The organism is Providencia rustigianii, from assembly GCF_900637755.1.
Classification (GTDB): domain Bacteria; phylum Pseudomonadota; class Gammaproteobacteria; order Enterobacterales; family Enterobacteriaceae; genus Providencia; species Providencia rustigianii.
Window position 1 is genome coordinate 853,634 of record NZ_LR134396.1, and the last position, 22,452, is coordinate 876,085.

At 38.3% G+C, this 22,452-nt stretch carries 15 protein-coding genes, 1 tRNA gene, 1 other RNA gene and 1 pseudogene; 7 read left to right on the top strand and 11 right to left on the bottom strand.

Annotation, left to right across the window (positions count from 1 at the left end; genetic code table 11):
• Window positions 1–61: 61 nt before the first annotated feature.
• Window positions 62–928, bottom strand: a complete 867-nt coding sequence (gene tesB, locus EL244_RS03815) for an acyl-CoA thioesterase II (protein ID WP_006815742.1) — start codon at window positions 926–928, stop codon at window positions 62–64.
• Window positions 929–1,170: 242 nt separating this feature from the next.
• Between tesB and EL244_RS03820 the strand changes: the two genes are divergently transcribed.
• Together EL244_RS03820 and ffs are read left to right on the top strand one after the other, a co-directional pair.
• Complete coding sequence (locus EL244_RS03820) at window positions 1,171–1,629, top strand: YbaY family lipoprotein (RefSeq protein WP_126458874.1); 459 nt, start codon at window positions 1,171–1,173, stop codon at window positions 1,627–1,629.
• A gap of 144 nt (window positions 1,630–1,773) precedes the next feature.
• Window positions 1,774–1,870: signal recognition particle sRNA small type (gene ffs / locus EL244_RS03825), an RNA gene on the top strand.
• A gap of 315 nt (window positions 1,871–2,185) precedes the next feature.
• Here the strand turns inward: ffs and EL244_RS03830 are convergent.
• The 4 genes from EL244_RS03830 to gloB all read right to left on the bottom strand — a co-directional run bounded on the left by EL244_RS03830 (window position 2,186) and on the right by gloB (window position 5,569).
• Window positions 2,186–2,389 carry an HHA domain-containing protein gene (locus EL244_RS03830; protein WP_006815740.1) on the bottom strand — a complete coding sequence of 68 codons (204 nt, stop codon included), beginning with the start codon at window positions 2,387–2,389 and terminating at the stop codon, window positions 2,186–2,188.
• 71 nt (window positions 2,390–2,460) lie between these two features.
• Window positions 2,461–2,829, bottom strand: coding sequence for an Hha toxicity modulator TomB (gene tomB, locus EL244_RS03835; protein ID WP_006815739.1), 369 nt, complete (start codon window positions 2,827–2,829; stop codon window positions 2,461–2,463).
• A gap of 527 nt (window positions 2,830–3,356) precedes the next feature.
• Window positions 3,357–4,733 carry a murein transglycosylase D gene (mltD, locus tag EL244_RS03840; protein WP_126458877.1) on the bottom strand — a complete coding sequence of 459 codons (1,377 nt, stop codon included), beginning with the start codon at window positions 4,731–4,733 and terminating at the stop codon, window positions 3,357–3,359.
• An 83-nt stretch (window positions 4,734–4,816) separates the two neighbouring features.
• Window positions 4,817–5,569: a hydroxyacylglutathione hydrolase gene (gene gloB / locus EL244_RS03845; RefSeq protein WP_126458880.1), complete on the bottom strand. Its 753-nt coding sequence runs from the start codon at window positions 5,567–5,569 to the stop codon at window positions 4,817–4,819.
• A 34-nt stretch (window positions 5,570–5,603) separates the two neighbouring features.
• Between gloB and EL244_RS03850 the strand changes: the two genes are divergently transcribed.
• On the top strand, window positions 5,604–6,329 hold the full coding sequence (locus tag EL244_RS03850; RefSeq protein WP_126458883.1) for a class I SAM-dependent methyltransferase: 726 nt from the start codon (window positions 5,604–5,606) through the stop codon (window positions 6,327–6,329).
• Window positions 6,330–6,337: 8 nt separating this feature from the next.
• On the opposite strand, the gene rnhA is transcribed toward EL244_RS03850, so the two are convergent.
• A complete protein-coding gene (rnhA, locus tag EL244_RS03855; RefSeq protein WP_006815735.1) occupies window positions 6,338–6,808 on the bottom strand; it encodes a ribonuclease HI in 471 nt (156 codons plus the stop codon).
• A gap of 54 nt (window positions 6,809–6,862) precedes the next feature.
• On the opposite strand from rnhA, the gene dnaQ reads away from it, so the two are divergent.
• Window positions 6,863–7,624, top strand: a complete 762-nt coding sequence (gene dnaQ, locus EL244_RS03860) for a DNA polymerase III subunit epsilon (protein ID WP_006815734.1) — start codon at window positions 6,863–6,865, stop codon at window positions 7,622–7,624.
• 121 nt (window positions 7,625–7,745) lie between these two features.
• Window positions 7,746–7,822: transfer RNA gene (locus EL244_RS03865), tRNA-Asp, on the top strand.
• Window positions 7,823–7,961: 139 nt separating this feature from the next.
• Here EL244_RS03865 and yfdE read toward each other — a convergent pair.
• The 5 genes and pseudogenes from yfdE to frc all read right to left on the bottom strand — a co-directional run bounded on the left by yfdE (window position 7,962) and on the right by frc (window position 13,597).
• Window positions 7,962–9,095 (bottom strand): CoA:oxalate CoA-transferase, encoded by a 1,134-nt coding sequence (yfdE, locus tag EL244_RS03870; RefSeq protein ID WP_126458886.1) that lies wholly within the window; start codon window positions 9,093–9,095, stop codon window positions 7,962–7,964.
• A 137-nt stretch (window positions 9,096–9,232) separates the two neighbouring features.
• A pseudogene (locus tag EL244_RS03875) lies at window positions 9,233–9,463 on the bottom strand (CoA transferase); the annotation flags it as partial.
• 66 nt (window positions 9,464–9,529) lie between these two features.
• Window positions 9,530–10,474 carry a transporter YfdV gene (yfdV, locus tag EL244_RS03880; protein WP_126462718.1) on the bottom strand — a complete coding sequence of 315 codons (945 nt, stop codon included), beginning with the start codon at window positions 10,472–10,474 and terminating at the stop codon, window positions 9,530–9,532.
• Between the two features lie 99 nt (window positions 10,475–10,573).
• Window positions 10,574–12,277: an oxalyl-CoA decarboxylase gene (gene oxc, locus EL244_RS03885; protein WP_126458892.1), complete on the bottom strand. Its 1,704-nt coding sequence runs from the start codon at window positions 12,275–12,277 to the stop codon at window positions 10,574–10,576.
• Window positions 12,278–12,346: 69 nt separating this feature from the next.
• Window positions 12,347–13,597, bottom strand: a complete 1,251-nt coding sequence (gene frc / locus EL244_RS03890; protein WP_126458895.1) for a formyl-CoA transferase — start codon at window positions 13,595–13,597, stop codon at window positions 12,347–12,349.
• Window positions 13,598–16,155: 2,558 nt separating this feature from the next.
• Between frc and EL244_RS03895 the strand changes: the two genes are divergently transcribed.
• Window positions 16,156–16,665 (top strand): cell envelope biogenesis protein OmpA, encoded by a 510-nt coding sequence (locus tag EL244_RS03895; RefSeq protein WP_126458898.1) that lies wholly within the window; start codon window positions 16,156–16,158, stop codon window positions 16,663–16,665.
• 64 nt (window positions 16,666–16,729) lie between these two features.
• On the top strand, window positions 16,730–22,432 hold the full coding sequence (locus tag EL244_RS17880; RefSeq protein ID WP_172597497.1) for an Ig-like domain-containing protein: 5,703 nt from the start codon (window positions 16,730–16,732) through the stop codon (window positions 22,430–22,432).
• Window positions 22,433–22,452: the final 20 nt, after the last annotated feature.

Below are 22,452 nucleotides of genomic sequence, written 5' to 3' on the forward strand. Positions count from 1 at the left end.
AATATTTTTGGTGGCTCTTGAACTTTCAATTTTGAGTAAGTGACTACTTATTTTTTAGCCCTCAGCGAAACTTTCTCTTCCGAATAACCCCTTCTTGGACTGTCGTTGCAACAAGTTCTCCTTGCTGATTATAGATTTGACCTTTTACAAATCCTCTGCCTCCTGAAGCTGATGGGCTTTCGATTGCATATAGTAGCCATTCATCTATTCGATAAGGTCGATGGAACCACATTGAATGATCAATAGTGGCAACTTGTAAGTCTCGTTCCATAAAGCCACGACCGTGAGGCTGTAAAGCAGCAGGCAAGAAGTTATAGTCAGATGCGTAACCTAATAAGTAATCATGTAAGGCTGGGTTATTGGGTAACTTACCTTTTGATTTAAACCAAATATAGCGGAACGGTTCTTGAGGAGCACTATCAAATGGGCTGTAAAATTGAATAGGGCGGAATTCAAAAGGATTTGGGCGTAGAGCATACTTTTTTACAGATTCTGGCAGTTTATCAGCTAATCGCTGAATAATTTCATCTTGTGAGATTAATTGCTCTGGTGCGGGGACTTCAGGCATTAGGTTCTGGTGATTGAATCCATCTTCCTGTACCTGAAAAGACGCAGTCATAAAAAAAATGGGTTTACCATTTTGGATTGCACTGACTCTGCGGGTACTAAAACTACCTCCATCTCTTAAAATTTCCACATCGTATACAATTGGGCGTTGGCTATCGCCTGGACGTAAGAAATAGCTATGAAATGACGTGATAATACGATCTTCTGGGGTTGTTTGTTTAGCGGCATATATCGCTTGTCCGACGACTTGTCCACCAAAAACTTGAGGTAAACCAAGGTCTTCACTTTGCCCTCGAAAAATGCCTTCTTCAATTTTTTCGAGTTTTATTAGGCTCACTAAATTTTGTAATTCTGGGCTCATAGTTACCTTGATGATGGTTAAAAAATATCAGATAGCACTATTTTCCCATTAATTACAAAAAATAGGTAGGCAGTTTGTGTATGACTAAATAGGTATTCTTTTTCTGTTACATTTTGAAATATAATTTCATTATTTAATATGTATTAGATATAATTTTCTAAGGTTAGATAAATGAAGATGTATAGATTATAATGGCGACGTAAAAATATACAGTAAAAACAATTAGTTATAGGGATTTTTTTATGGGGTTGCAGCGCAGTGTTATTAGTTTGTTGGTAATTGTTTTTTTAGTGGGCTGCGAAGGAAATAACGCTAAACCTGCAGAAAAAAGGTTACAAGGAAAAGATAACCATGACAATCAACAAGTCGATATCGGTAAGGTCAGTGGTAATCTAATGATTATTAAAGGGGCCGTGCTCCCTGAGGATGTGGATATTACGGTCACATTGGCAGATACATCGTTCACTGATTTACCCGCTTTAATATTGTCACAAAAACACTATAACCAATTGAATAATAAAACATCCTTACCATTCGAGTTGACTTATCATAAAAATGAAATTAGAAAACAGGCTCGGGTGATGGTGAGTGCGACTGTGTATGGAGAAGGAAAGTTATTGTATATCAGTGATTCTTCAATTGAAGTTATCAATAATGGTATAACCGAAAATATAGATATTTTATTAGTACCGGCGAATTAACCTTATTTTTAGGTTAATTGATTTTGAAATGAAAACTCTCGATTTTTTGAGTAATAAATCAGCACTTGATTTCCACTTTCTTGCTATTTTAATGGCTATCAAGCATAATGCCCCTGCTTTGAAAGAAGCATTCAATGGGGGCTCTGTTGGTTCTCCCGCAACGCTAACTTGTTAACTAGGTCAGGTCCGGAAGGAAGCAGCCATAGCAGGGGTCGTGTGTGCCGGGATGTCGCTGGCAGGGCTCCCACCCAAATTATACCTTTCCCTTTTTTCTTTTGAATTGATTTTCTCTCTATTCCAAGAATACTTTCCAGTACACTCACTAACCCTATTTGATAGATTTCATGATATTTATAGAATATTTTTAGGAATATTAGGTAATAACAGAGAGCTATTGAAGTTTTAAAAACTAAAATATATCAGTCAGAGATTATTTCTATAATAGAAAAATAGAATTGCATTTATTGAATGCTGAAAATTAAGAAAATGAAATACCATTGAGCCGATAAAAAGTTACCGGCTATAACCATTTACTATCTGTACGCGTAAATAGAATTTATCTAACAAACTTCCAAACAGATGGAGGGATCTTATCGTAAAGTTTATTCATGGTGAGCTCTGCAAGACGGTGGTCTGCAGCAGAGTAAAATAACTCTAACTCATCATCTGATAACTCATATTTATTTTTTTCAATGACGCGCTCAAGTGTTTCAAGAGTTGTGCATTTTCTCAAACGCATCAGATAATCAGATTTGGTCATAACGCCCTTTCTTTTATGAAAAATAATCTAAAACTTAGTATGTCATAGTTAGGAGAAGGTAAATGATATACCTATGTTTTACTTGTCAGACATTTTAGATCATCATCTAGCACGGCGACAAGATTTTGATTCATACTTTCCCAGTCAGTGATTTCGCTAAAGGTAATAACTGGACTGCCAAATAAATCATATGTTTCGTCAAGATACTCTTCGACTAATGATATAACGAGATTTTCTTTTGGGTATTTGATCTTAAATCGCCAAACAAAGGAAGTGATGTGTTCGACAAGCTCGTTAAGACTCACACTTAGGGGTGAGCTGAGATCATTTATCCAATGAGTTGTTGTTTTTTGTAAACTTGATATCGCATCACGATTCAAGCTGTTACATAGATACTTTAATTCTGCTATATCATGTTTTTTGGGTGAATATTCATCCATAATCACCTCCACGGGCGAATCTGACTTTTACTTTGTGTGTTTTATATCAAAAATAATGTCATGTTAACTAAATATAAGCATCAGTGTTCAGTATAAATAGACAGAAGTTAATGTACTGAAAAATATAAGATTATCACTACGTGAGAGAATTTTTTAGATTATCAATGCTATATAAGTAATATTCGAATATAAACTGGCTGCTCAAAACAATTTTCGCCACGTTGATAATAATAGCACTTTTATGACATAAGTCACCACCCAATAACTACTTTTTTACAGATAATCGTAACAAGTAGAACTGATATTGCTATTTATTTTCTTGGTATTGATTGAATGAAAAATGTAAATAACACTGAACTCTTTATACATTTTAGTATGCTTAATATGAAATATTACAACTAAAAATGTAACATTGATTGATAACTTGATTAAAACTAATTAAATAGTTTATTTCTAGTCATTGAGTTTTATTTAATATAAAAAACTCCGCAGTTTTGAACTGATACGGAGTTTTTTATTAAATTAATTTAAAGATATAAGTTTAAAGTCACACCCGGCTTTAAGTCTGCCATTTTAACGCCTGAGTTCCAGTTCATCAGGTCATTTAGCTTAATGCCGTGACGTTTCGCAATACCATAATAAGTATCGCCTTTTCTGACTTTATAGGTACCATTCTTACGACTATTCGCAACAGGTGCTGCTCCAGATATTTTTAGCGTTTGCCCTGGAACGATAGCTTTGGCGGTTTTTAGACCATTAAGCTGCTGAATATTTTTTGCGGTCGTATTGAATTTTCTCGCTATACTTGCTACCGATTCACCTTTACGTACTTTATAAGAGAAGGTTTTACTTTGTTTGGTATTGTTTTTAGCGATATGAGTACTACGCTTGGTCTCTTGTGCATAACGATGTTGAGACAGGGCAGTTCGAATATCATTCAAAACATCTTGATCCGTAAGTGATAGTTTTAGCTTCTCAGCTTTTGCTGTCGGTAACAGAATATAATGTGGACCATTAGGGGCAGTCACCCCGCGGGTATACCCCGAGTTATATGTTTTAATTGACTCTTCAGTCAGCCCGACTAATTCGGCAGCTTGGGTTAAACTAATCTGTTGACCAACGTCAATTTGAGTCAAACCGCGATTCTTATTACTTTTCGGTAATCTAACCTGATAACGCTCAGGCTCTCTTAATACTTGGCTTAACCCTAGAATTTTTGGAACGTATTGCTTAGTTTCTTTCGGTAGTTGCAGAGACCAAAAATCAGTTGGTAATCCAGCCGCTTCATTCTTTTTAATTGCGTTTTGTACGCAGCCTTCACCACAATTATAGGCCGCTAACGTTAGCTCCCAATCGTGGCCAAACATAATATTAAGGTTTTCAAGCAAATCCAACGCAGCTTTTGTTGAAGCAACCACATCACGGCGTTCATCAACCCATTGAGTCTGTTTTAACCCGTAACCGCGAGCGGTAACTGGCACAATTTGCCACAGACCTGCTGCTTGAGCAGGGGAGGTTGCTTTAGGATTAAATGAACTTTCAATGACGGGAATTAGAGCTAATTCCATCGGTAAGTTACGTTCATTAATTTCATCTACAATTAAATACATGTAAGGTTCAGCTCTTACAGCAACATCATAGATAAAATTTTGTTTGTTTGAATAGCTGTTGGCCATTTCCCTAACGGTTGAGTTGTTAGGGATATCCATCTTCAGTTCACCACTAATATAACCCCAAAGGTCGTGATCGACTTTTGAGAGTTGTCTACTCGCTGCCTGATTATGAGATGCAACAGTGTCAATTGAGTGATTAGCTGAAGATTTTTGATGCTTTGCGGTAACTTTTGGTGCACTTTGGCAGCCAGCAAGCAAAACAATGGCGATGAGGGTCGCAATTATCTTCATTATCTCTATTTATCTTTCATTTTTAATGTTTAAAAGTTGAACAGATAATACTGATTTTACCTGTCATTGACAATGATTATACGTCAATATTGATCTTTTAATTGGCGTAACAATGTGAAAATGGCTCTTAATGATGGATTTACCATCTTAATGTTCAATTTTTGTTGTAATTCTACATTATTACACTGTAAAAAAATGTTAATATTTCTCTCTGTTTTCAATGTACTAGGTACGGTCGCCTGTTGATTTTCACGTAATGCTGTGACTTTTTCGGAATAATTCTTAATAGCTTCATTTTCAGGCCAAATATGCTGTGCAAATTTTAAGTTAGAAAGCGTATATTCATGAGCACAACAGACCAAAGTGTCGTCGGGTAAAGCGGCAATTTTTTGAATAGATTGAAACATTTGTTCTGGTGTACCTTCAAAGATACGACCGCAGCCTGCCGAAAAAAGAGTATCACCACAAAATAGATACGGAGCTTGATAAAAACCAATATGCCCTAGAGTATGCCCTGGCAATCCTAGTACTTTAAAATTAAAGTTACCGATCACGACAGAATCACCATCTTCAATTAGCAGTGTTGCTCCCTTTGCGAGCGTTTCTTGAGGCCCAAAAACAGGAATATTGGGATATGCTGCAATAATATCTTTAACGCCTTGGGTATGGTCGTTATGATGATGAGTGAGCAAGATTGCAGCGGGATTTAATTGGTTAGTTTTTAATGTTGCGATTACGGGCTCTGACTCCGCAGGGTCAACGATGATACATTGTTGGTTATCAGCTAGTAACCAGATGTAGTTATCGCTTAAAGCGGAAATTCGAATTAACTCCATAAATAACCTCGATTCTAATTCTAAGGGGAATGTGATGAAACCTGCGCGTATTGAGAAAAACATTCAAATGCCCGCCAGTTGGTCCGCTATTCCTTTTGGCGAACATTATCGCCAAGCCTTGGATATTCAATTAGCACCATGGTGGCAAAAAATATTTGGTTTTCATCTGCTTAAATTAGGGCATTTAAGCACAGAAATCCAGACTAAACAGTGCATGATACCTCATCAATTTTCTCTAGGAGAAGATTCGAATATTTTTGATGTGGCCGCCGCCCCTGAAGCACTTCCGTTCGCAGATAAGACAATAGATGCTTGTGTTATGTCGCATATGCTGGCGTATAGCAACAACCCACACTGGATCTTACGTGAAGTGGACCGAGTATTAATTGATGATGGTTGGTTAATTATTTCGGGATTTAACCCATTCAGTTTAGCGGGGATGGCGAAGCTAGTTCCGATACTCAGAAAGCAGCAGCCGTACTGTAGCCGGTTTTTCCCATCATTAAGAGTTTTTGACTGGTTAGGGTTATTGAATTATGAAGTTCTGTATCACCAAAATTGCCAAGTAATCCCTTGGATATCTCCGGATAAGCGCATAAATAAGTGTGGTGGAGTTGGGGTGATTAGCGTCATTGTGGCGAGAAAAAGAACCTATCCTTTAACGCCGACGCCCCTAAAATTCAAACAACCAAAAGTGAAAATCACAACGGCATTAGGGGCGACGAAGGAAATCAGTAAACAAACGAAACTAACTAAGTAGTCGAATGATTATTCTTGAGCTGGTTGGTATCCAGTATCTTCTTTAGTAGGGGAGTTTGCTGCAGCGCGGGCTAATTCATCACATTTTTCATTTTCTGCATGTCCTGCATGTCCTTTGACCCAACGCCAGTCAATCGTGTGGCGAGTGATGGCTTGATCGAGACGCTTCCATAGGTCGACATTCACAACGGGCGATTTATCCGCTTTTTTCCATTGGCGACGTTTCCAATTATGGATCCACTGAGTGATCCCTTGGCGTACATATTGGCTATCCGTTGTCAGGATCACATCGCAAGGTTGAGTTAATGACTCAAGGGCGATGATCGCAGCCAACAATTCCATACGATTATTGGTGGTGAGGAAAAAACCGTCACTGAGTGTTTTTTCATGCTGCTGATAACGCAACACAATGCCATAACCGCCGGGTCCTGGATTACCTAAACAAGATCCATCAGTGAAAATTTCTACCTGCTTTGTCATTTCTGTTACACTCTTTCTTATTCATCAACTTCTAGTTTGACACAAAAAAACATTATGAGCACGGCGATAACCAGACAAATTGTCCTCGATACTGAAACCACGGGTATGAACAAGCTTGGTGTTCATTATGAAGGTCACAATATTATTGAAATTGGTGCTGTCGAGGTAATAAACCGTCGACTAACAGGGCGTAATTTCCATGTTTATATTAAACCTGACCGCCTAGTTGATCCTGAAGCCTTTGGTGTTCATGGTATCAGCGATGAATTTTTACAAGATAAACCAGTCTTTGCAGAGATTGCCGATGAGTTTATTGAATTTATTCGAGGGGCTGAGCTTATTATTCACAATGCTCCCTTTGATATCGGCTTTATGGATTACGAATTTCGTAAATTGAATCGTGGAATTCCGCCCACTGCGGAGTTTTGTTCTATTACCGATAGCTTGGTTCTAGCTCGAAAAATCTTCCCGGGCAAACGCAATAACTTGGATGCATTGTGTGATCGTTACTTAATCGATAACTCTAAGCGAACACTGCACGGGGCATTGCTCGATGCGGAGATCCTCTCTGATGTTTATCTAGCGATGACTGGAGGGCAGACGTCCCTCGCTTTTTCGATGGACTCTGACTCAAAGAATATTCAACAAGCAAATGAAATCCAACGTATACAACGTCCTGCTAGTGGATTAAAAGTTCTTTATGCCTCTGATCAAGAAATTGCAGAGCATGAGGCTCGCTTAGATATTGTCGATAAAAAAGGTGGAAAGCCCTGTTTATGGCGAAAAAGTGATGATGAGGAAGATGTCCTTCACTAATTAAAGTCAGATAATGCCCTGCAAGACTAAAAATTGTTCAACTGTACGATTTTTCAAGAAAAAGTGTTGACTGTGATACCGAGTATTCGTAATATGCTTGGCGTTCCCAGTAGGGAACTTCGGAGCGGTAGTTCAGTTGGTTAGAATACCTGCCTGTCACGCAGGGGGTCGCGGGTTCGAGTCCCGTCCGTTCCGCCAAATTATGACGCCATGCTATTAATTAGCATGGCGTTTTTTTTCATCTAATGTCTAAGCATTTTGGGTTTTGTTATTACTGTAGTAACTCTAATATCTCAATAGTGCTTTTCTACTCGTCACGAAGACTTATTAATTAAAATTAAGAAAACTCTTTACGAAGTATCTCTCCATGCTCATTTAACTCTGGAGCACCTTTTCTTTCTTTAGGATCTGGGTAGCTACTTATTTTTATTGGGTTACCGGGCATCTTGATACCGCCAGCTTCAATTAACATATTTCTGGCTTGTGTCTGTGGTAGTTGCATTGCTTCCGCTACGCTCAATAATGGAGCTGCGGGAACTCCGGCTACATCTATAGCGTTAATCCAATAATCTGCGTTATGTTCTTTTAGCTTATTTTCAATAAGCTTTTTGAGTTGTTCTTGATTTTTAACCCTATCAATATTTGTTAAGAAACGAGGATCCTTGATTAGTGATGGTAACTCAATGGATTGGCATAGCTTAGAGAATAAAGAGTCATTTCCACAGCAAATAGTAATAGGCTTATCCTTAGTATTAAAAACATCAAAAGGGGACATATAGGGATGGCGATTTCCAATCCGTTCAGGCGCTTTCCCTGTTGCAACATATGCCATTAATCCATGTTCAAGAAATGATATTGTTGAGTCGAACATGGCAATATCAACATGAGCCCCTTTACCTGTTTTTTCTCTTGCATATAAGGCGCTGACAATACCACAGAACATATATATACCAGCGCATAAATCAGATATTGATGTTCCAACACGGACGGGAGGTCCATTATGAAAACCTGTTTCCATCATGATGCCACTCATCGCTTGAATAATCGTGTCATAGGCAGGAAAGTCTTTTAATGGTCCGGTATGACCAAAACCAGAGGATGAAGCATAAATGAGTCGAGGATTTATTGTCGATAGCTCTTCATATGAAAACCCGAGTTTATCCATAGTTCCTGGACGAAAGTTTTCGGCAACGATATCTGCTTGTTTTATCATATTGATAAAAATCTCGCGATCATCATTATCTTTTAAATTAAGAACGATGCTTTCTTTTCCTCGATTCACAAAACTATAATATAAAGATTGCCCATTAACATAAGGCCCATATGTCCGGGTATCATCACCATGACCTGGAGTTTCAATTTTTATGACTCTTGCTCCAAGATCACATAGCATTTGAGTTCCAAATGGACCATTTAATACATGCGTAAGATCTATAACAAGTAAATCTTCGAACGGACCTTTACTTTTCATTTGATTACCTTTTTATTTATTGTCATGCTTTTTTTTTATTTCTATTATTTGAGTATCATTGTAATTAAGTTCTTCTAATACTTCGTGTGTATGCTCCCTTAATAAAGGTGACATTACTATTTTAGAAATAAACCCAGAAAATCTTCGACTAAAATATCGATTTGTTTAATAAGACGTTCTATAACCTGTTTACCTTCAGGAGTTTTAGTATTGAGTTCAACAGAGCATTTATTGCTACTAAGCATGGCGAAATAAAGAGCACCAATATTAGTGCCAAACCATGCCAGCACTTGAGTACAGGATGGACCTGATTGAGCGTCTGTGAAATCAAGTACGAAAATACTATCAAGAGGTTTTAAATTACTCATATTTTCCCTTGTCGAAGAATATAACCATGATAAAAATAATTTATCATGGTTATATATAGAACGAATTTAGCTCACGAGCCTTGCTATATATATCCATAATGGTGCTGCAATTATGAAACCAATAACACTGACTGCAAGTGATGCGGTTCCTGTTCTGGTATAAACATTAAATCGGCTTGCGATAATCGTTCCTGAAAAAGCAGGAGGAAGAGCACCAGCCAAGACCATCATTTGTAGTTGAGTGGATTCCATGTGAAATAACAGACCAGCAGCCAGCATTAATCCTGGCATTAAAATTAGTTTTAACATGGTGTTATAAACAATCTCACCATCAAACTCGAATTTATTTGCAGCCAGCGTTAACCCTGCTGCAAATACAGCGACACCAGAGTTGGCTTTTGCAATTAAATCAAATGTAGGATCTAATACATTTGGTATTTTAATTCCGATTAATACTAAGACGGTTGCTAAGATAGGTGACCAAACAACAGGTTCTTTAAATGCAGATTTAAGCGCACTCATACCACCACTACTTTTACCTCCACTCGTACTTGATGGATTAAGTAAAAATAACCCAATAGGTATAGTAATCGCGTTTACAATAATAGAAATAATGGCAACAACTAATCCTGTTGAAACAGTATCACCATAAATAGGATCTAATACTGCAAATCCAAGAAAACCAATAGTTGGAGATCCTGCAATTAATGCACAAACAGCGGCTTCAGAACGTGAATGCTTAAATAATTTTTTACAGCTAAAAAATGTAAAAAAGAAACATACTAATAGAACGACCAAAGAAATAATAGTTAGCTTCATATCAGCAAAAATCATTTCTCTATTTGCTCTAACGAGAGAGACAAATAATGCCGCGGGCAATGCATAATTTAGAACTAATTTATTAAATGCTCTCGCTTGATCTTCAGTAAAAACACTTTTTCGACCACTGAAAAAACCCAATGCTAATATAATTATTATTGGCAATAAATCACTCATGAATATTTTATACATGAAATCGATCATAATAGTTCACCTAATATTTTAAAATAGAGCTAATGCGCTAAAAATAAATTAACGCACTAGTTACTCATGTGTTTTCCTGCTGGATAATTAATTTCCAGCAACAGACTTAGGATTTAAGTTTCCAATATGACCGCTTTCTGTACCAACAGCTGGGTCAATAATGACATTTATTAATGTCGGGGAGCGAGAGGTAATTCCTTTTTTTAAGGCTTGCTGAATTTCTTGTGGCGTTGTTGCGTAATAACCTATTCCGCCAAATGCTTCTATCATTTTATCATAGCGAGCATCAGCCATAAGAACAGTTGGCGAAGGATCTGTATCGCCATGGAGATTTTTATCATCACCACGATAGATGCCGCCATTGTTAAAGATAAGGATAGTTACTGGTAATTTATAGCGGCATATTGTTTCAATTTCCATACCACTGAATCCAAAAGCGCTATCACCTTCAATTGCAACAACGGGAATACCACTTGTAACACTGGCACCCACTGCGTATCCCATACCGACACCCATGACGCCCCATGTTCCACAATCTAATCGCTTACGCGGTTGGTACATATCAATGATATTTCTTGCATTATCGAGGGTATTGGCACCTTCATTAACAACATAAATATCTTTATGGTCTACGAGTACATCTCTGATTGCACGTAGCGCATTAAAGTAATTCATTGGTGAAGTATCGGTATTTAACTTCGTTGCCATTTTTTCAACATTCACTTTCTTATGTTCATCAATAGTGGCAAGCCATTCATTAGGGGATTTTACGGGGATTGATTTTAACCCGGTCAGTAATGCTTCTATGCTTGAATCGATATCACCGACAATAGGAGCTGAAATAGGTCGATTACTGTCAATTTCTGTCGGTTCGATATCTAATTGAATAAATTGAGTATCAGGCGACCAATGTTTACCTTTGCCATGGTCAAGTAACCAATTAAGGCGTGCACCCATTAATACTACAACATCCGCATTTGATAACGCATAGGAACGAGCAGAAGCTGCTGATTGAGGATGGTTATCGGGTAATAATCCTTTTGCCATCGACATTGGTAAATAAGGAATACCTGTTTCTTCAACAAATTGACGAATTTTTTCATCTGCTTGAGCGTATGCTGCACCTTTTCCTAAAATGATCAGAGGCTGCTTGGCTGATGCGAGTAATTGAAGAGCTTTCTTTATTGAATATGGTGATGGAAGTTGTTTAGGTGCTGGATCTTCAACTTTGAAAATGGTTTTATCTGCTTCATCTTTATCCATTACAGCCGCTAAAACTTCGGTGGTGAGGTCAAGATATACTCCACCAGGTCGGCCTGATACTGAAGTTCGTATTGCTCTGGCTAATGCAATTCCTAAATCTTCAGGTTTATTCACTCGATAGGATGCTTTTACAAATGGCTTAGCTATATTCATTTGATCCAATTCTTCATAGTCCCCTTGTTGGAGGTCTATAATTGCTCTATTACTAGAGCCACTGATTTGAATCATTGGGAAGCCATTGGTTGTTGCATTAGCTAGAGCCACCATACCATTTAAGAAACCTGGCGCAGAAACGGTGAGGCAAATACCCGGTTTTTGGGTAATATATCCGCTAATTGCTGCTGCATTACCTGCCGATTGCTCATGGCGAAATCCAATATAACGTATTCCCACGGCTTGAGCGTGCCTAGCCATATCGGTGACAGGGATGCCAACAACGCCATAGATTGTATCAATATCATTTTTTTTCAACGCATCAATAATGATATGCATACCATCTGTTAAATTTTGATTTTGGTTAGTAGACATGTCAACCTCATAAATAACAACGTAACAGAATGATGGGGAAGTTAATCTTCCCCTCTCAAATTTTAAAATTTAGATAGCTTTATTAATGCGCATAGAGGCAATTTCATCTGCGTTATAGCCCAGTTCAGCCAGAACTTCGTCGGTATGCTCACCGAGTAATGGGGCGCTTTTAATCTCTGGTGTAAATGAGGAGAATTTCATTGGGCAGCCTACAGTTAAGTAACTACCTCTTTTAGGTTGTTTGACTTCGACAATACTTCCACTACCACGAAGTGATTGATCTCGAGCGATTTCACGCATGCTAAGTACTGGTGCACATGGAACACCGTATTTACTTAGATATTCAACGGCTTCATGTTTATCTTTATCAGCTAAAAATTTTTCAATTTCAGCAAAGATATCAAAGATATGTGGCTGACGTGCTTTTGGAGTACTGTAAGCAGGATCTGTTGACCATTCCGGTTTTCCTATTGCAATGCAGGTTTGTTCCCAATCCTGTTCTTGGATAGTAAAGTAGATATAAGCATTTGGGTCAGTTTCCCAGCCTTTACATTTTAAAATCCAGCCTGGTTGGCCTCCTCCACCCGCATTACCTCCACGAGGTACTGCATCACCGAAAGTACCATTTGGATATTGAGGATATTCTTCTAAGAATCCAATTTTCTCTAAGCGTTGTTGGTCCCGTAATTTTACCCTGCACAGGTTCAATACCGCATCTTGCATTGACATCGTCACTCGCTGGCCTTTACCTGTTTTTTCTCGATGTAAGAGTGCGGCAAGTAAACCGATAAGTAGATGCATACCTGTGTTGCTGTCACCCAATGCAGCTGAACTCACTAAAGGTGGACCATCCCAAAAACCTGTCGTTGATGCAGCGCCACCAGCGGCTTGAGCAACATTCTCATAAGCTTTAACGTCGGCGTAAGGTGAATTTTCATTAAATCCTTTAATGGAGCCAAAAATGAGGCGAGGATTTAATTCTTGGATGTGTTCCCAAGTAAAGCCCATATGGTCGATGGCACCGGGATGAAAGTTTTCGACTAAAATATCGGCTTGTTTAATAAGGCGTTCCATAACTTCTTTACCTTCAGGTGTTTTGGTATTGAGTTCAACGGAGCGTTTGTTGCTATTCAGCATGGTGAAATAAAGAGCATCAACATCAGGAATATCTCTTAATTGATTTCGAGTGACATCGCCAACACCTGGGCGTTCGATTTTAATTACATCAGCGCCAAACCATGCCAGCATTTGGGTACAAGATGGTCCGGATTGAACGCCAGTGAAATCAAGAACTTTAATACCTTGTAAAGGAAGATTCATAAGTTACCTCATCATTTCTATTTTGGAGTTGTATTCTGTTGAATGCATATTAATCCCGAGTAACTACGGGGTGATTTTTATACGAAATATAATCATTTAATGATATTCAAGATGTAATGGGTATTAATTAATATTCAAATAAATACCCATGCATCGTGTATCTAAATAGATGCAAATCATCTGGTTTAAATTGTAATGCTCAGTTTGTAATTTTTAAGATTACAGAGAGATATGTGTTATATGTTTAAAATAATATACTTTTGATAGAGTATTAAAATCCCATTTTTTGGGTGGAGAATATATGTTGATATAGGTGTTAACTAAATCAATAAGAGTTGAATTTATATATTCTTACTGTGTATTAATATTCCGCTCTGTGTTTTTAGACTAAAACCATTTTTTGTTTAACTCAAAAAAATAATTGAAAATAATTAATCTAAGTCAATTTAATTATATGTTTTTCGCTTTTTGATAATTTATTTGTAAGAAAGTGTTAGTCTATATGTTTAGATGAAACAAATATCAAAATAAATGTTCTTTAATTGACAATCTTTAAATGATTATTTCCATTGAATGGTGATGGCTATTATTTTTACTTACTACTTTCATGGCGACATCAATGATTTCATTATAAATTAACTTATTTTAATTCTAGTGAATCATGATTTAACTTAATGAAATATAAGGGTATTTTGATTTTTGTTTTTTTGTGGGTTAAATGATTTTTGGATTAATTTCAAGCTCGGTTTATAATTAAATAATATATAATCATATTGTTAATAACCATTAGAAATATATCATTTAAAGTGTAATTTAGATCTTTTAGCATAAAGTTTAATGAAGGAGATTAATTAATATCTGGACGGTATTCCTAAGTGTTACGAGTGGTTAGTGTAGATTTTAATTTTACATTGAATGGGAGGCTTTAATTTTTCATATGTGAAAAGTTAAATATTAATATATTTGATTTGACTATTTTTTGTTAGCGAGTTTTTGTTGATGTTCAATTAATGTTAAATTTTATAGTTAATTTTTTCCGTGAATTTATTAAATGAACTATTGTTAGGTTTATTCTTTGTCACATTCATAAATGTATACTTTGTTTTTATGTGAATTTCAAAACGATATTGGAATCTAAAATCAGTCAGATTGATCATATTCATCTTTGGAGTGTAGTGTTCAATATTAATTAAATCGATGTAAATGGAGCTCGGTGTCGTGCAGCAAGACTCTCATTAAATAACCTAGGCTTTAGTGGCAATCGAATGATTGAGGATATTTTTATAAACTGAAAGATACCCATCACTTTCTTATTGATGTAATTGATAACGACACCTGCCATCAGGGATGCTTGTAGCATGTTTATGGTTTAAAGAGCATTGATAGTCGTACAAGCGTTTAGGGATGTTAAACAATGCCACATAGTATAGAGAGAACGGTGGCTGATATTGTCACTATGAAATCACTCAGATTAGTTGGAGAGAAAGCATAGTTTCTTGCGCTATCGGCTCCAATTATTTGCTATGTAGATAACTCCTTCTGCGAGCTTACATGAAAAAGCTCTGGAAATATTGAAAACGGTTGTCCTAAATGTGTTGCGATTGGGAACCTTCATATGGAGAAATGTAGTTCTATGAAAATATATCGTGATTTTTAAATTTTAAGAAGGTGCTTCGCTCACAGAGAAAAAGTTAGCTATAAAAGGTGTGATGTAGTTACAAAATAAGTAGTCCTTATTTGAAGTATGGCAGCATAGTTCTTAAAATAGGAATAAGTCATCCAGGATTGATTAGGAATAATTCCTAGGTAAATGTTATTATAATAAAGATAATTCTTAAAATAATATCAATAATTAGATTTAGGTTATATCCAATAAGATAACGGATGAAATATAGGTTCAATTATGAGCAGAGTTAAATATGAAAAACATCAAATCAATAAAAAGATCTATTTAAATATTTAAAGCTAAATATATACTCGTGCTGCGAGTATATTGAGGTAATTAATTATAAAATCGGATTTAGATACATCAATTCAATTGTTACTTATTATTAACAATAGTTGTTATCCATAAAGTGAGTAAGGATTTCCGATAGATTAATAATCTAACAATATATATATTTATAGTATTTTATGTTTATTTTATGTTTTTTTATGGTTTTTATACATACACACCATATGGGTTATAAAAATATTCATTTTCTTAACATGTTTATTTTTTCTTTAAAAACAATTAGTTAAATTTCAATTGATAGAATAGCGACTAAAATTGATAGCAATTCTAGCCATTGGTATTTTTAGAGGCGTAAAATTGACGCATATCAAGTTTGAAAGATATAATGATGAAGTTTTCACCATGTAATAAATAATTTTTATCTACACTGAGTGGATAGAATTAAGGCATAAAATAATAATAAACTTTCTATTTTTACGCTGAATTTTCATTGAAATTCGGCTTTAGTTTTATTCGTTTTTATTTCAATATTATTCCCCGAAATACATAGTTGGGGAAGAGTGATCCACATAATTTAAACACCATTAGCATTGATAGGAATATTATGAAAAAGATATATGGCGTTGTAATGCTATTATGCATTGCAGCATTGACTGGCTGTATGCGTAATACAGGGCTGCATGGTTATAATAACGAATCTTGGAAGAATAAGAACATTCTTAAAGAGAGTAATGAGATAGATAATAATAAGTCTCAAATCTCTTTCTATAGAGTAGATAATCAAGTTGAAGGTAAAACAATTAATATATTTGTGAATAAACAGTACCTAACTTCTTTAGAACCCAATGCATCTAAACAAATTAAAGTGTGCTCAGGAAATAACAATTTAACTGCACATAAAACTGATGTTACAGAACGTTATAATACGAAATTAAATGAAGAAGATAATAACGTACTCGAAGCTGGAAAATCTTACTCATACTTAGTGACTGAAACTGATGGTAAGGTATCGCTAAAGCTAATGACAGAAAAAGAAGTTAATGATTTTAAAGGGAAAGTAAGTACGCAGGTTCACACGCTTCCTCGTGTAAATGTGTCCACAGAGTGCCAATAAAAAAACACCCTTAAACTAAATTTAATTCAATAAATAATTGTCTTATATGAGGCAATGGATAACTATGTCTACTAAAAAAATATCAATTAAAGTTAATAATAGTAAAGAAACTATTGAGCAATATTCTGTTACCGGTGGGGAAAACGGTGCGGGTAAATTAAAGCAGCCATTGCATATTAATGCACAAAAAGATGTAAACTATTTATTAGTTGATGAAGAAACTCAGTTTGCACCAGAAAACATTGCAGTCAAACGTGTTGATAAAAACCTCGTTATCGCTTTTGAAGGCGGTGATGTAGAGAATCCAGACTTAATTATTGAAAACTACTTCGCAGATAACGGTGCTATTGGTTATCAAGATGGAAGTTCTAACCTCATTATTGGCCAGTATGAAAATGGTCAATATTTCCCTTATGTTCCTGAAAGTGCTGTAAAAGCAGATGCAATTAGTCAGTTAGCGGATGGCCAAGCGGCTGGGCAAGCGATCGGCGGTGATGCATTACCTCCAATTTGGGCATTTAATCCATGGTGGCTGGCAGCACTGGTTCCTCTTATTGGTATTCCTGCTGTCGCTATTAGCGGCGGTGGCGGCGGTGGTGGTCATTCCAAAGTTGTTGACCATGCGCCTATTGCTGGTGATGATTCCGCACATGCAAAACATAATACCCCAGTAACTATCCATGTTACGGCTAATGACAGTGATGTTGATGGCGACTTAAACCCGAATTCTATCCGTATTGTCAAAGAGGGTTCTAAAGGAACTGTGGCTATTGGTAAGGATGGGAAGATCATTTATACGCCTAATAAAGGCGAATACGGTGTTGATACCGTTACTTACGTAGTAAAAGATAAAGCGGGTCACGAATCTAATGTAGCCACTATTACGGTAAATATTGATGCCGCTCCAGTAGCGAAAGACGATTCAACTTCAACTAAAGAATCTCAGCCAGTGACGGTTGATATGGTAAATAACTACTCCGATAAAGATGGAGACGTTGACCATAATTCTTTAGCCGTTAAAGTGAATGGTGGAAAAGGTGTCGCTGAATTTGTTAATGGTAAGTTAGTTTACAAGCCAAATGCGGGTGAAGTGGGTACAGATACCATCACTTATACTGTGACTGACAAAAACGGCAATATCTCTGAAGATGCTACTGTCACTATTAATATTGATGCACCGCCAGTTGCCAATGATGACTCCGCTAAAGCGAATAAAACTCAGCCGATTCAGCTAGATGTGTTAGGCAATGACACCGATCTGGATGGTGACATTGATCCGAAGACCTTAGAAGTCGTTGAAGGACCAAAACAAGGCACTGCAAAAGTTGTTGATGGCAAGTTGGTCTATACCGCCAATCCTGATGCAACGGGTCAAGATACCATCACGTATCTGGTGAAAGACAAAAACGGCAACGTTTCGAACAAAGCGACGGTGACGATTGAAATCACTGAGCCGCCTGTAGCGAATAAAGATGAAGCGGAAACTCGCCATAATACGCCAATTGAAATCGATATCACCGCGAACGATACGGACCGAGACGGCGATCTGGATAAAAACAGCGTCGTGATCACCCAGCCGGGCGCCAAAGGCACGGTGACCATCGGTGAAGATGGCAAGCTGACTTACACCCCGAATAACGGTGAGCACGGCACGGACACCATCACGTATCAAATCAAAGATAAAGCTGGAAACATCTCAAACGAAGCGACGATCACGGTTAAAATCGATGCCGCGCCAGTAGCGACGAATGATAAAACGGACACACGCCACAATACCCCAGTAGAAATCGATATTACCGCGAACGATACGGACCGAGACGGCGATCTGGATAAAAACAGCGCCGTGATCACCCAGCCGGGCACCAAAGGCACCGTGACTATCGGTCAAGACGGCAAGCTAATCTACACCCCGAATAACGGTGAGCACGGCACGGACACCATCACGTATCAAATCAAAGATAAAAACGGCAACGTGTCAAACACCGCGACCGTGACGGTCGTGATTGATGCGGCGCCAGTCGCCGAAGACGATAAAGACAGCACCAAAGAATCGGTGCCGGTGACCATCGATGTGCTGGCGAATGACAAAGATTTGGATGGCGATATCGATCCAAACACGTTGACTATCATCACTAATGGCGGCAAAGGCACGGCCGAGTTTGTTAACGGTAAACTGGTGTACACGCCGAATGCCGGCGAAGTGGGCACTGACACCATCACTTACCAAGTGAAAGATAAGAATGGTAACGTGTCGAATAAAGCCACGGTGACCATCGATATTGATGCGGCGCCAATTGCCAATCCGGATGAAGCGAAGACGAAAGAGTCTAAGCCAGTGACCATCGATGTGTTAAAAAATGACACAGACTTAGATAAAGACATCGATCCAAGCACCTTGGTTATCAAAAGCAATGGCAATAAAGGCACGGCGACGGTGGTTGATGGCAAGCTGGTTTATCAACCAAAACCGGGCGTGGTAGGCGAAGACACGATCACTTATCAAGTGAAAGATAAGAATGGTAACGTCTCTAACGAAACGACCGTTAAAGTGATCATCGACGCGGCGCCAGTGGCGAAAGACGATAAAGACAGCACCAAAGAATCGGTGCCGGTGACCATCGATGTGCTGGCGAATGACAAAGATTTGGATGGCGATATCGATCCAAACACGTTGACTATCATCACTAATGGCGGCAAAGGCACGGCCGAGTTTGTTAATGGCAAGCTGGTTTATACACCAAACAAAGGTGAAGTGGGCACTGACACCATCACTTACCAAGTGAAAGACAAAAACGGTAACGTGTCGAACAAAGCCACGGTGACCATCGATATTGATGCGGCGCCAATTGCCAATCCGGATGAAGCGAAGACGAAAGAGTCCAAGCCAGTGACCATCGATGTGTTAAAAAATGACACAGATTTAGATAAAGACATCGATCCAAGCACCTTGGTTATCAAAAGCAATGGCAATAAAGGCACGGCGACGGTGGTTGATGGCAAGCTGGTTTATCAACCAAAACCGGGCGTGGTAGGCGAAGACACCATCACTTATCAAGTGAAAGATAAGAATGGTAACGTCTCTAACGAAACGACCGTTAAAGTGATCATCGACGCGGCGCCAGTGGCGAAAGACGATAAAGACAGCACCAAAGAATCGGTGCCGGTGACTATCGATGTGCTGGCGAATGACAAAGATTTGGATGGCGATATCGATCCAAACACGCTGACTATCATCACTAATGGCGGCAAAGGCACGGCCGAGTTTGTTAATGGTAAGCTGGTTTATACACCAAACAAAGGCGAAGTGGGCACTGACACCATTACGTATACCGTGAAAGACAAAAACGGCAACGTGTCGAACAAAGCCACGGTGACCATCGATATTGATGCGGCGCCAATTGCCAATCCGGATGAAGCGAAGACGAAAGAGTCCAAGCCAGTGACCATCGATGTGTTAAAAAATGACACAGATTTAGATAAAGACATCGATCCAAGCACCTTGGTTATCAAAAGCAATGGCAATAAAGGCACGGCGACGGTGGTTGATGGCAAGCTGGTTTATCAACCAAAACCGGGCGTGGTAGGCGAAGACACCATCACTTATCAAGTGAAAGATAAGAATGGTAACGTCTCTAACGAAACGACCGTTAAAGTGATCATCGATGCAGCGCCTGTAGCAACTAATGACAGCGGTATTACCTTAAAAGAGACTCCAGTAACTGTCGATCTGAGTGACAATATTAGTGACTTAGATGGTGATTTTGATCTGTCTACATTAGAAATCGTAGCTAATGGTCAAAAAGGTACTGCGACAATCGATGCAAACGGCAAATTGGTTTATACCCCAAAACCGGGTGTGACAGGCACTGATACCATCACTTATCAAGTGTTTGATAAAAACAAAAACGTATCGAATACGGCGACCGTGACCATCTCTATCAAAGAGTCAGGCACTGAAGCTGTCGATGTATACGAAAAAGGTCTCAGAACTGATGGTACTGCGGGCTCATCGGCAATCACTGCGAAAGGGGAAATGATACTCGCCAACCCTGATGATAAGCCAGTTGCGGAGCAAGACATTCAAATTACGAAACCAACAACGGAGTTAACATCCGGTGGTAAACCTATTACTTGGGAAAGTACCGATAATGGTTTCGTTGGTAAAGATGCGGGCGGTAAAGACGTTATTACGCTGACAACCAATAGCTCTACTGAAAATGGTCAGACAAAAGTCGGCTATGAAGTGACTTTGAAAGGTTTGGTTGACCATCCAGTAGGTAAAGAATCACTGAATATTGAGTTTGGTGTGAAAAATGGCAGCGACGAAGTGAAAACTGAAATTATCGTTCACGACGATAAGCCATTTGCGAATGATGTTAACGTTGCTGTTGAGGTACCACAAGAAAATGCATTCTATGCGAATGTCATTATCTCCTTAGACTTCTCAGGTAGTATGTGGATTTATGACAGTGGCATACCAGATGCGAGTCGAGAGGGTCGAGATGGTATCATGAGCCGTTTTAATGCGGCGTTGAATTCTATTGAGACACTGTTGGATAGTTATCAAGAACGTTTAGATAGTGCAGATTCAGGGGAAGTTCGTGTAAGTCTGAATGCGTTTGCAGAAAAAGCAACGGCAATTGGAACATCATCCCAGCATAACTATGGTCAAGCATATTGGTGTTCAATTGATGAAGCGAAATCAATTATTGCTGATTTAAGAAAAACACAGTGGACTCCTCCATTCGTTAATGAAATTGGCGGTAATACGAACTACGATGCAGCACTGCAACAGATTGTTAGTACGTATAAAAATGCCCCAATATCTGGTCAGCCGATCAAAAATGATTCTGTTGATAATACCTTCTACTTTATCAGTGACGGTATTCCAAACTATGGTAATCAGGAAGGTGGTAGAGGTGCGGGTATTGACGCTAAATCGCCTGGTGATTATCAAGCGGGAAGTGCGACTTCAGATATTGGTGAAGACAAATGGACTGAGTTTTTATCAACAAATGGCATTCGTTCTGTCGCTATCGGAATTGGTAAAGACATGGCGACGGTTCAAAGTGGAAAAACGGGTAAAGATTACCTCGAATCCGTTGCCTTTGATGGTAAAAACAAAATTGATAACGACACGAATGACGTCATCGTTCTGAAAGACATGAGCTCTCTAGGTAATATTTTAAGTAAATATGTCCCGAGTGAGAACACGTTAGAAAGTAGTTTTTCGAAAGGTAAAGATGCCAATTCATCATTAACTTTCGGTGCAGATGGCATGGCATCAATCAGTATTGAAGTTGATGGCACAACCTATAAGTTTGACCCAAAAACGAAATTAATTACCAGTGATGGTAAGGATAGTAGTGTATGGGCAGATTTCGGTAATGGTGAGTTAGCCGTTAAAACTGAAGCCGGTGGTTTGTTATCTATTTCGTTAGGTGAAAAGAACTTTGGCGATTTCACTTACCGTCCTGATAATAAACGTCCTACTGGCATGACTGAAGAAAAATTCACATTAACGCTGACAGACAAAGATGGTACGAGCTCTAAGCCAACCATCACTGTTGACATCAGCAAGCTCAAAGAGTCGGGTAATACTGGCTTAAATGACACTGACCTGACAGCGCTAAAACTGTTCTCGCCGGAAAGTGCCATGGAGCTGCATGGAGTAGACACCGATGTCAATGCAACATCCAGTCACTCAACAGGGTTCATGAATTCATCATTAGATGCATTACAAGAAACCCAACACGCTGTGATTTAAAACCTTGAGAGAGGGTTACC

What these genes read in the sequence shown, in the direction of transcription:
- tesB (WP_006815742.1), bottom strand. Translation starts at nt 928, where the DNA reads ATGAGCCCAGAATTACAAAATTTAGTGAGCCTAATAAAACTCGAAAAA.
- EL244_RS03820 (WP_126458874.1), top strand. Translation starts at nt 1,171, where the DNA reads ATGGGGTTGCAGCGCAGTGTTATTAGTTTGTTGGTAATTGTTTTTTTA.
- EL244_RS03830 (WP_006815740.1), bottom strand. Translation starts at nt 2,389, where the DNA reads ATGACCAAATCTGATTATCTGATGCGTTTGAGAAAATGCACAACTCTT.
- tomB (WP_006815739.1), bottom strand. Translation starts at nt 2,829, where the DNA reads ATGGATGAATATTCACCCAAAAAACATGATATAGCAGAATTAAAGTAT.
- mltD (WP_126458877.1), bottom strand. Translation starts at nt 4,733, where the DNA reads ATGAAGATAATTGCGACCCTCATCGCCATTGTTTTGCTTGCTGGCTGC.
- gloB (WP_126458880.1), bottom strand. Translation starts at nt 5,569, where the DNA reads ATGGAGTTAATTCGAATTTCCGCTTTAAGCGATAACTACATCTGGTTA.
- EL244_RS03850 (WP_126458883.1), top strand. Translation starts at nt 5,604, where the DNA reads ATGAAACCTGCGCGTATTGAGAAAAACATTCAAATGCCCGCCAGTTGG.
- rnhA (WP_006815735.1), bottom strand. Translation starts at nt 6,808, where the DNA reads ATGACAAAGCAGGTAGAAATTTTCACTGATGGATCTTGTTTAGGTAAT.
- dnaQ (WP_006815734.1), top strand. Translation starts at nt 6,863, where the DNA reads ATGAGCACGGCGATAACCAGACAAATTGTCCTCGATACTGAAACCACG.
- yfdE (WP_126458886.1), bottom strand. Translation starts at nt 9,095, where the DNA reads ATGAAAAGTAAAGGTCCGTTCGAAGATTTACTTGTTATAGATCTTACG.
- yfdV (WP_126462718.1), bottom strand. Translation starts at nt 10,474, where the DNA reads ATGTATAAAATATTCATGAGTGATTTATTGCCAATAATAATTATATTA.
- oxc (WP_126458892.1), bottom strand. Translation starts at nt 12,277, where the DNA reads ATGTCTACTAACCAAAATCAAAATTTAACAGATGGTATGCATATCATT.
- frc (WP_126458895.1), bottom strand. Translation starts at nt 13,597, where the DNA reads ATGAATCTTCCTTTACAAGGTATTAAAGTTCTTGATTTCACTGGCGTT.
- EL244_RS03895 (WP_126458898.1), top strand. Translation starts at nt 16,156, where the DNA reads ATGAAAAAGATATATGGCGTTGTAATGCTATTATGCATTGCAGCATTG.
- EL244_RS17880 (WP_172597497.1), top strand. Translation starts at nt 16,730, where the DNA reads ATGTCTACTAAAAAAATATCAATTAAAGTTAATAATAGTAAAGAAACT.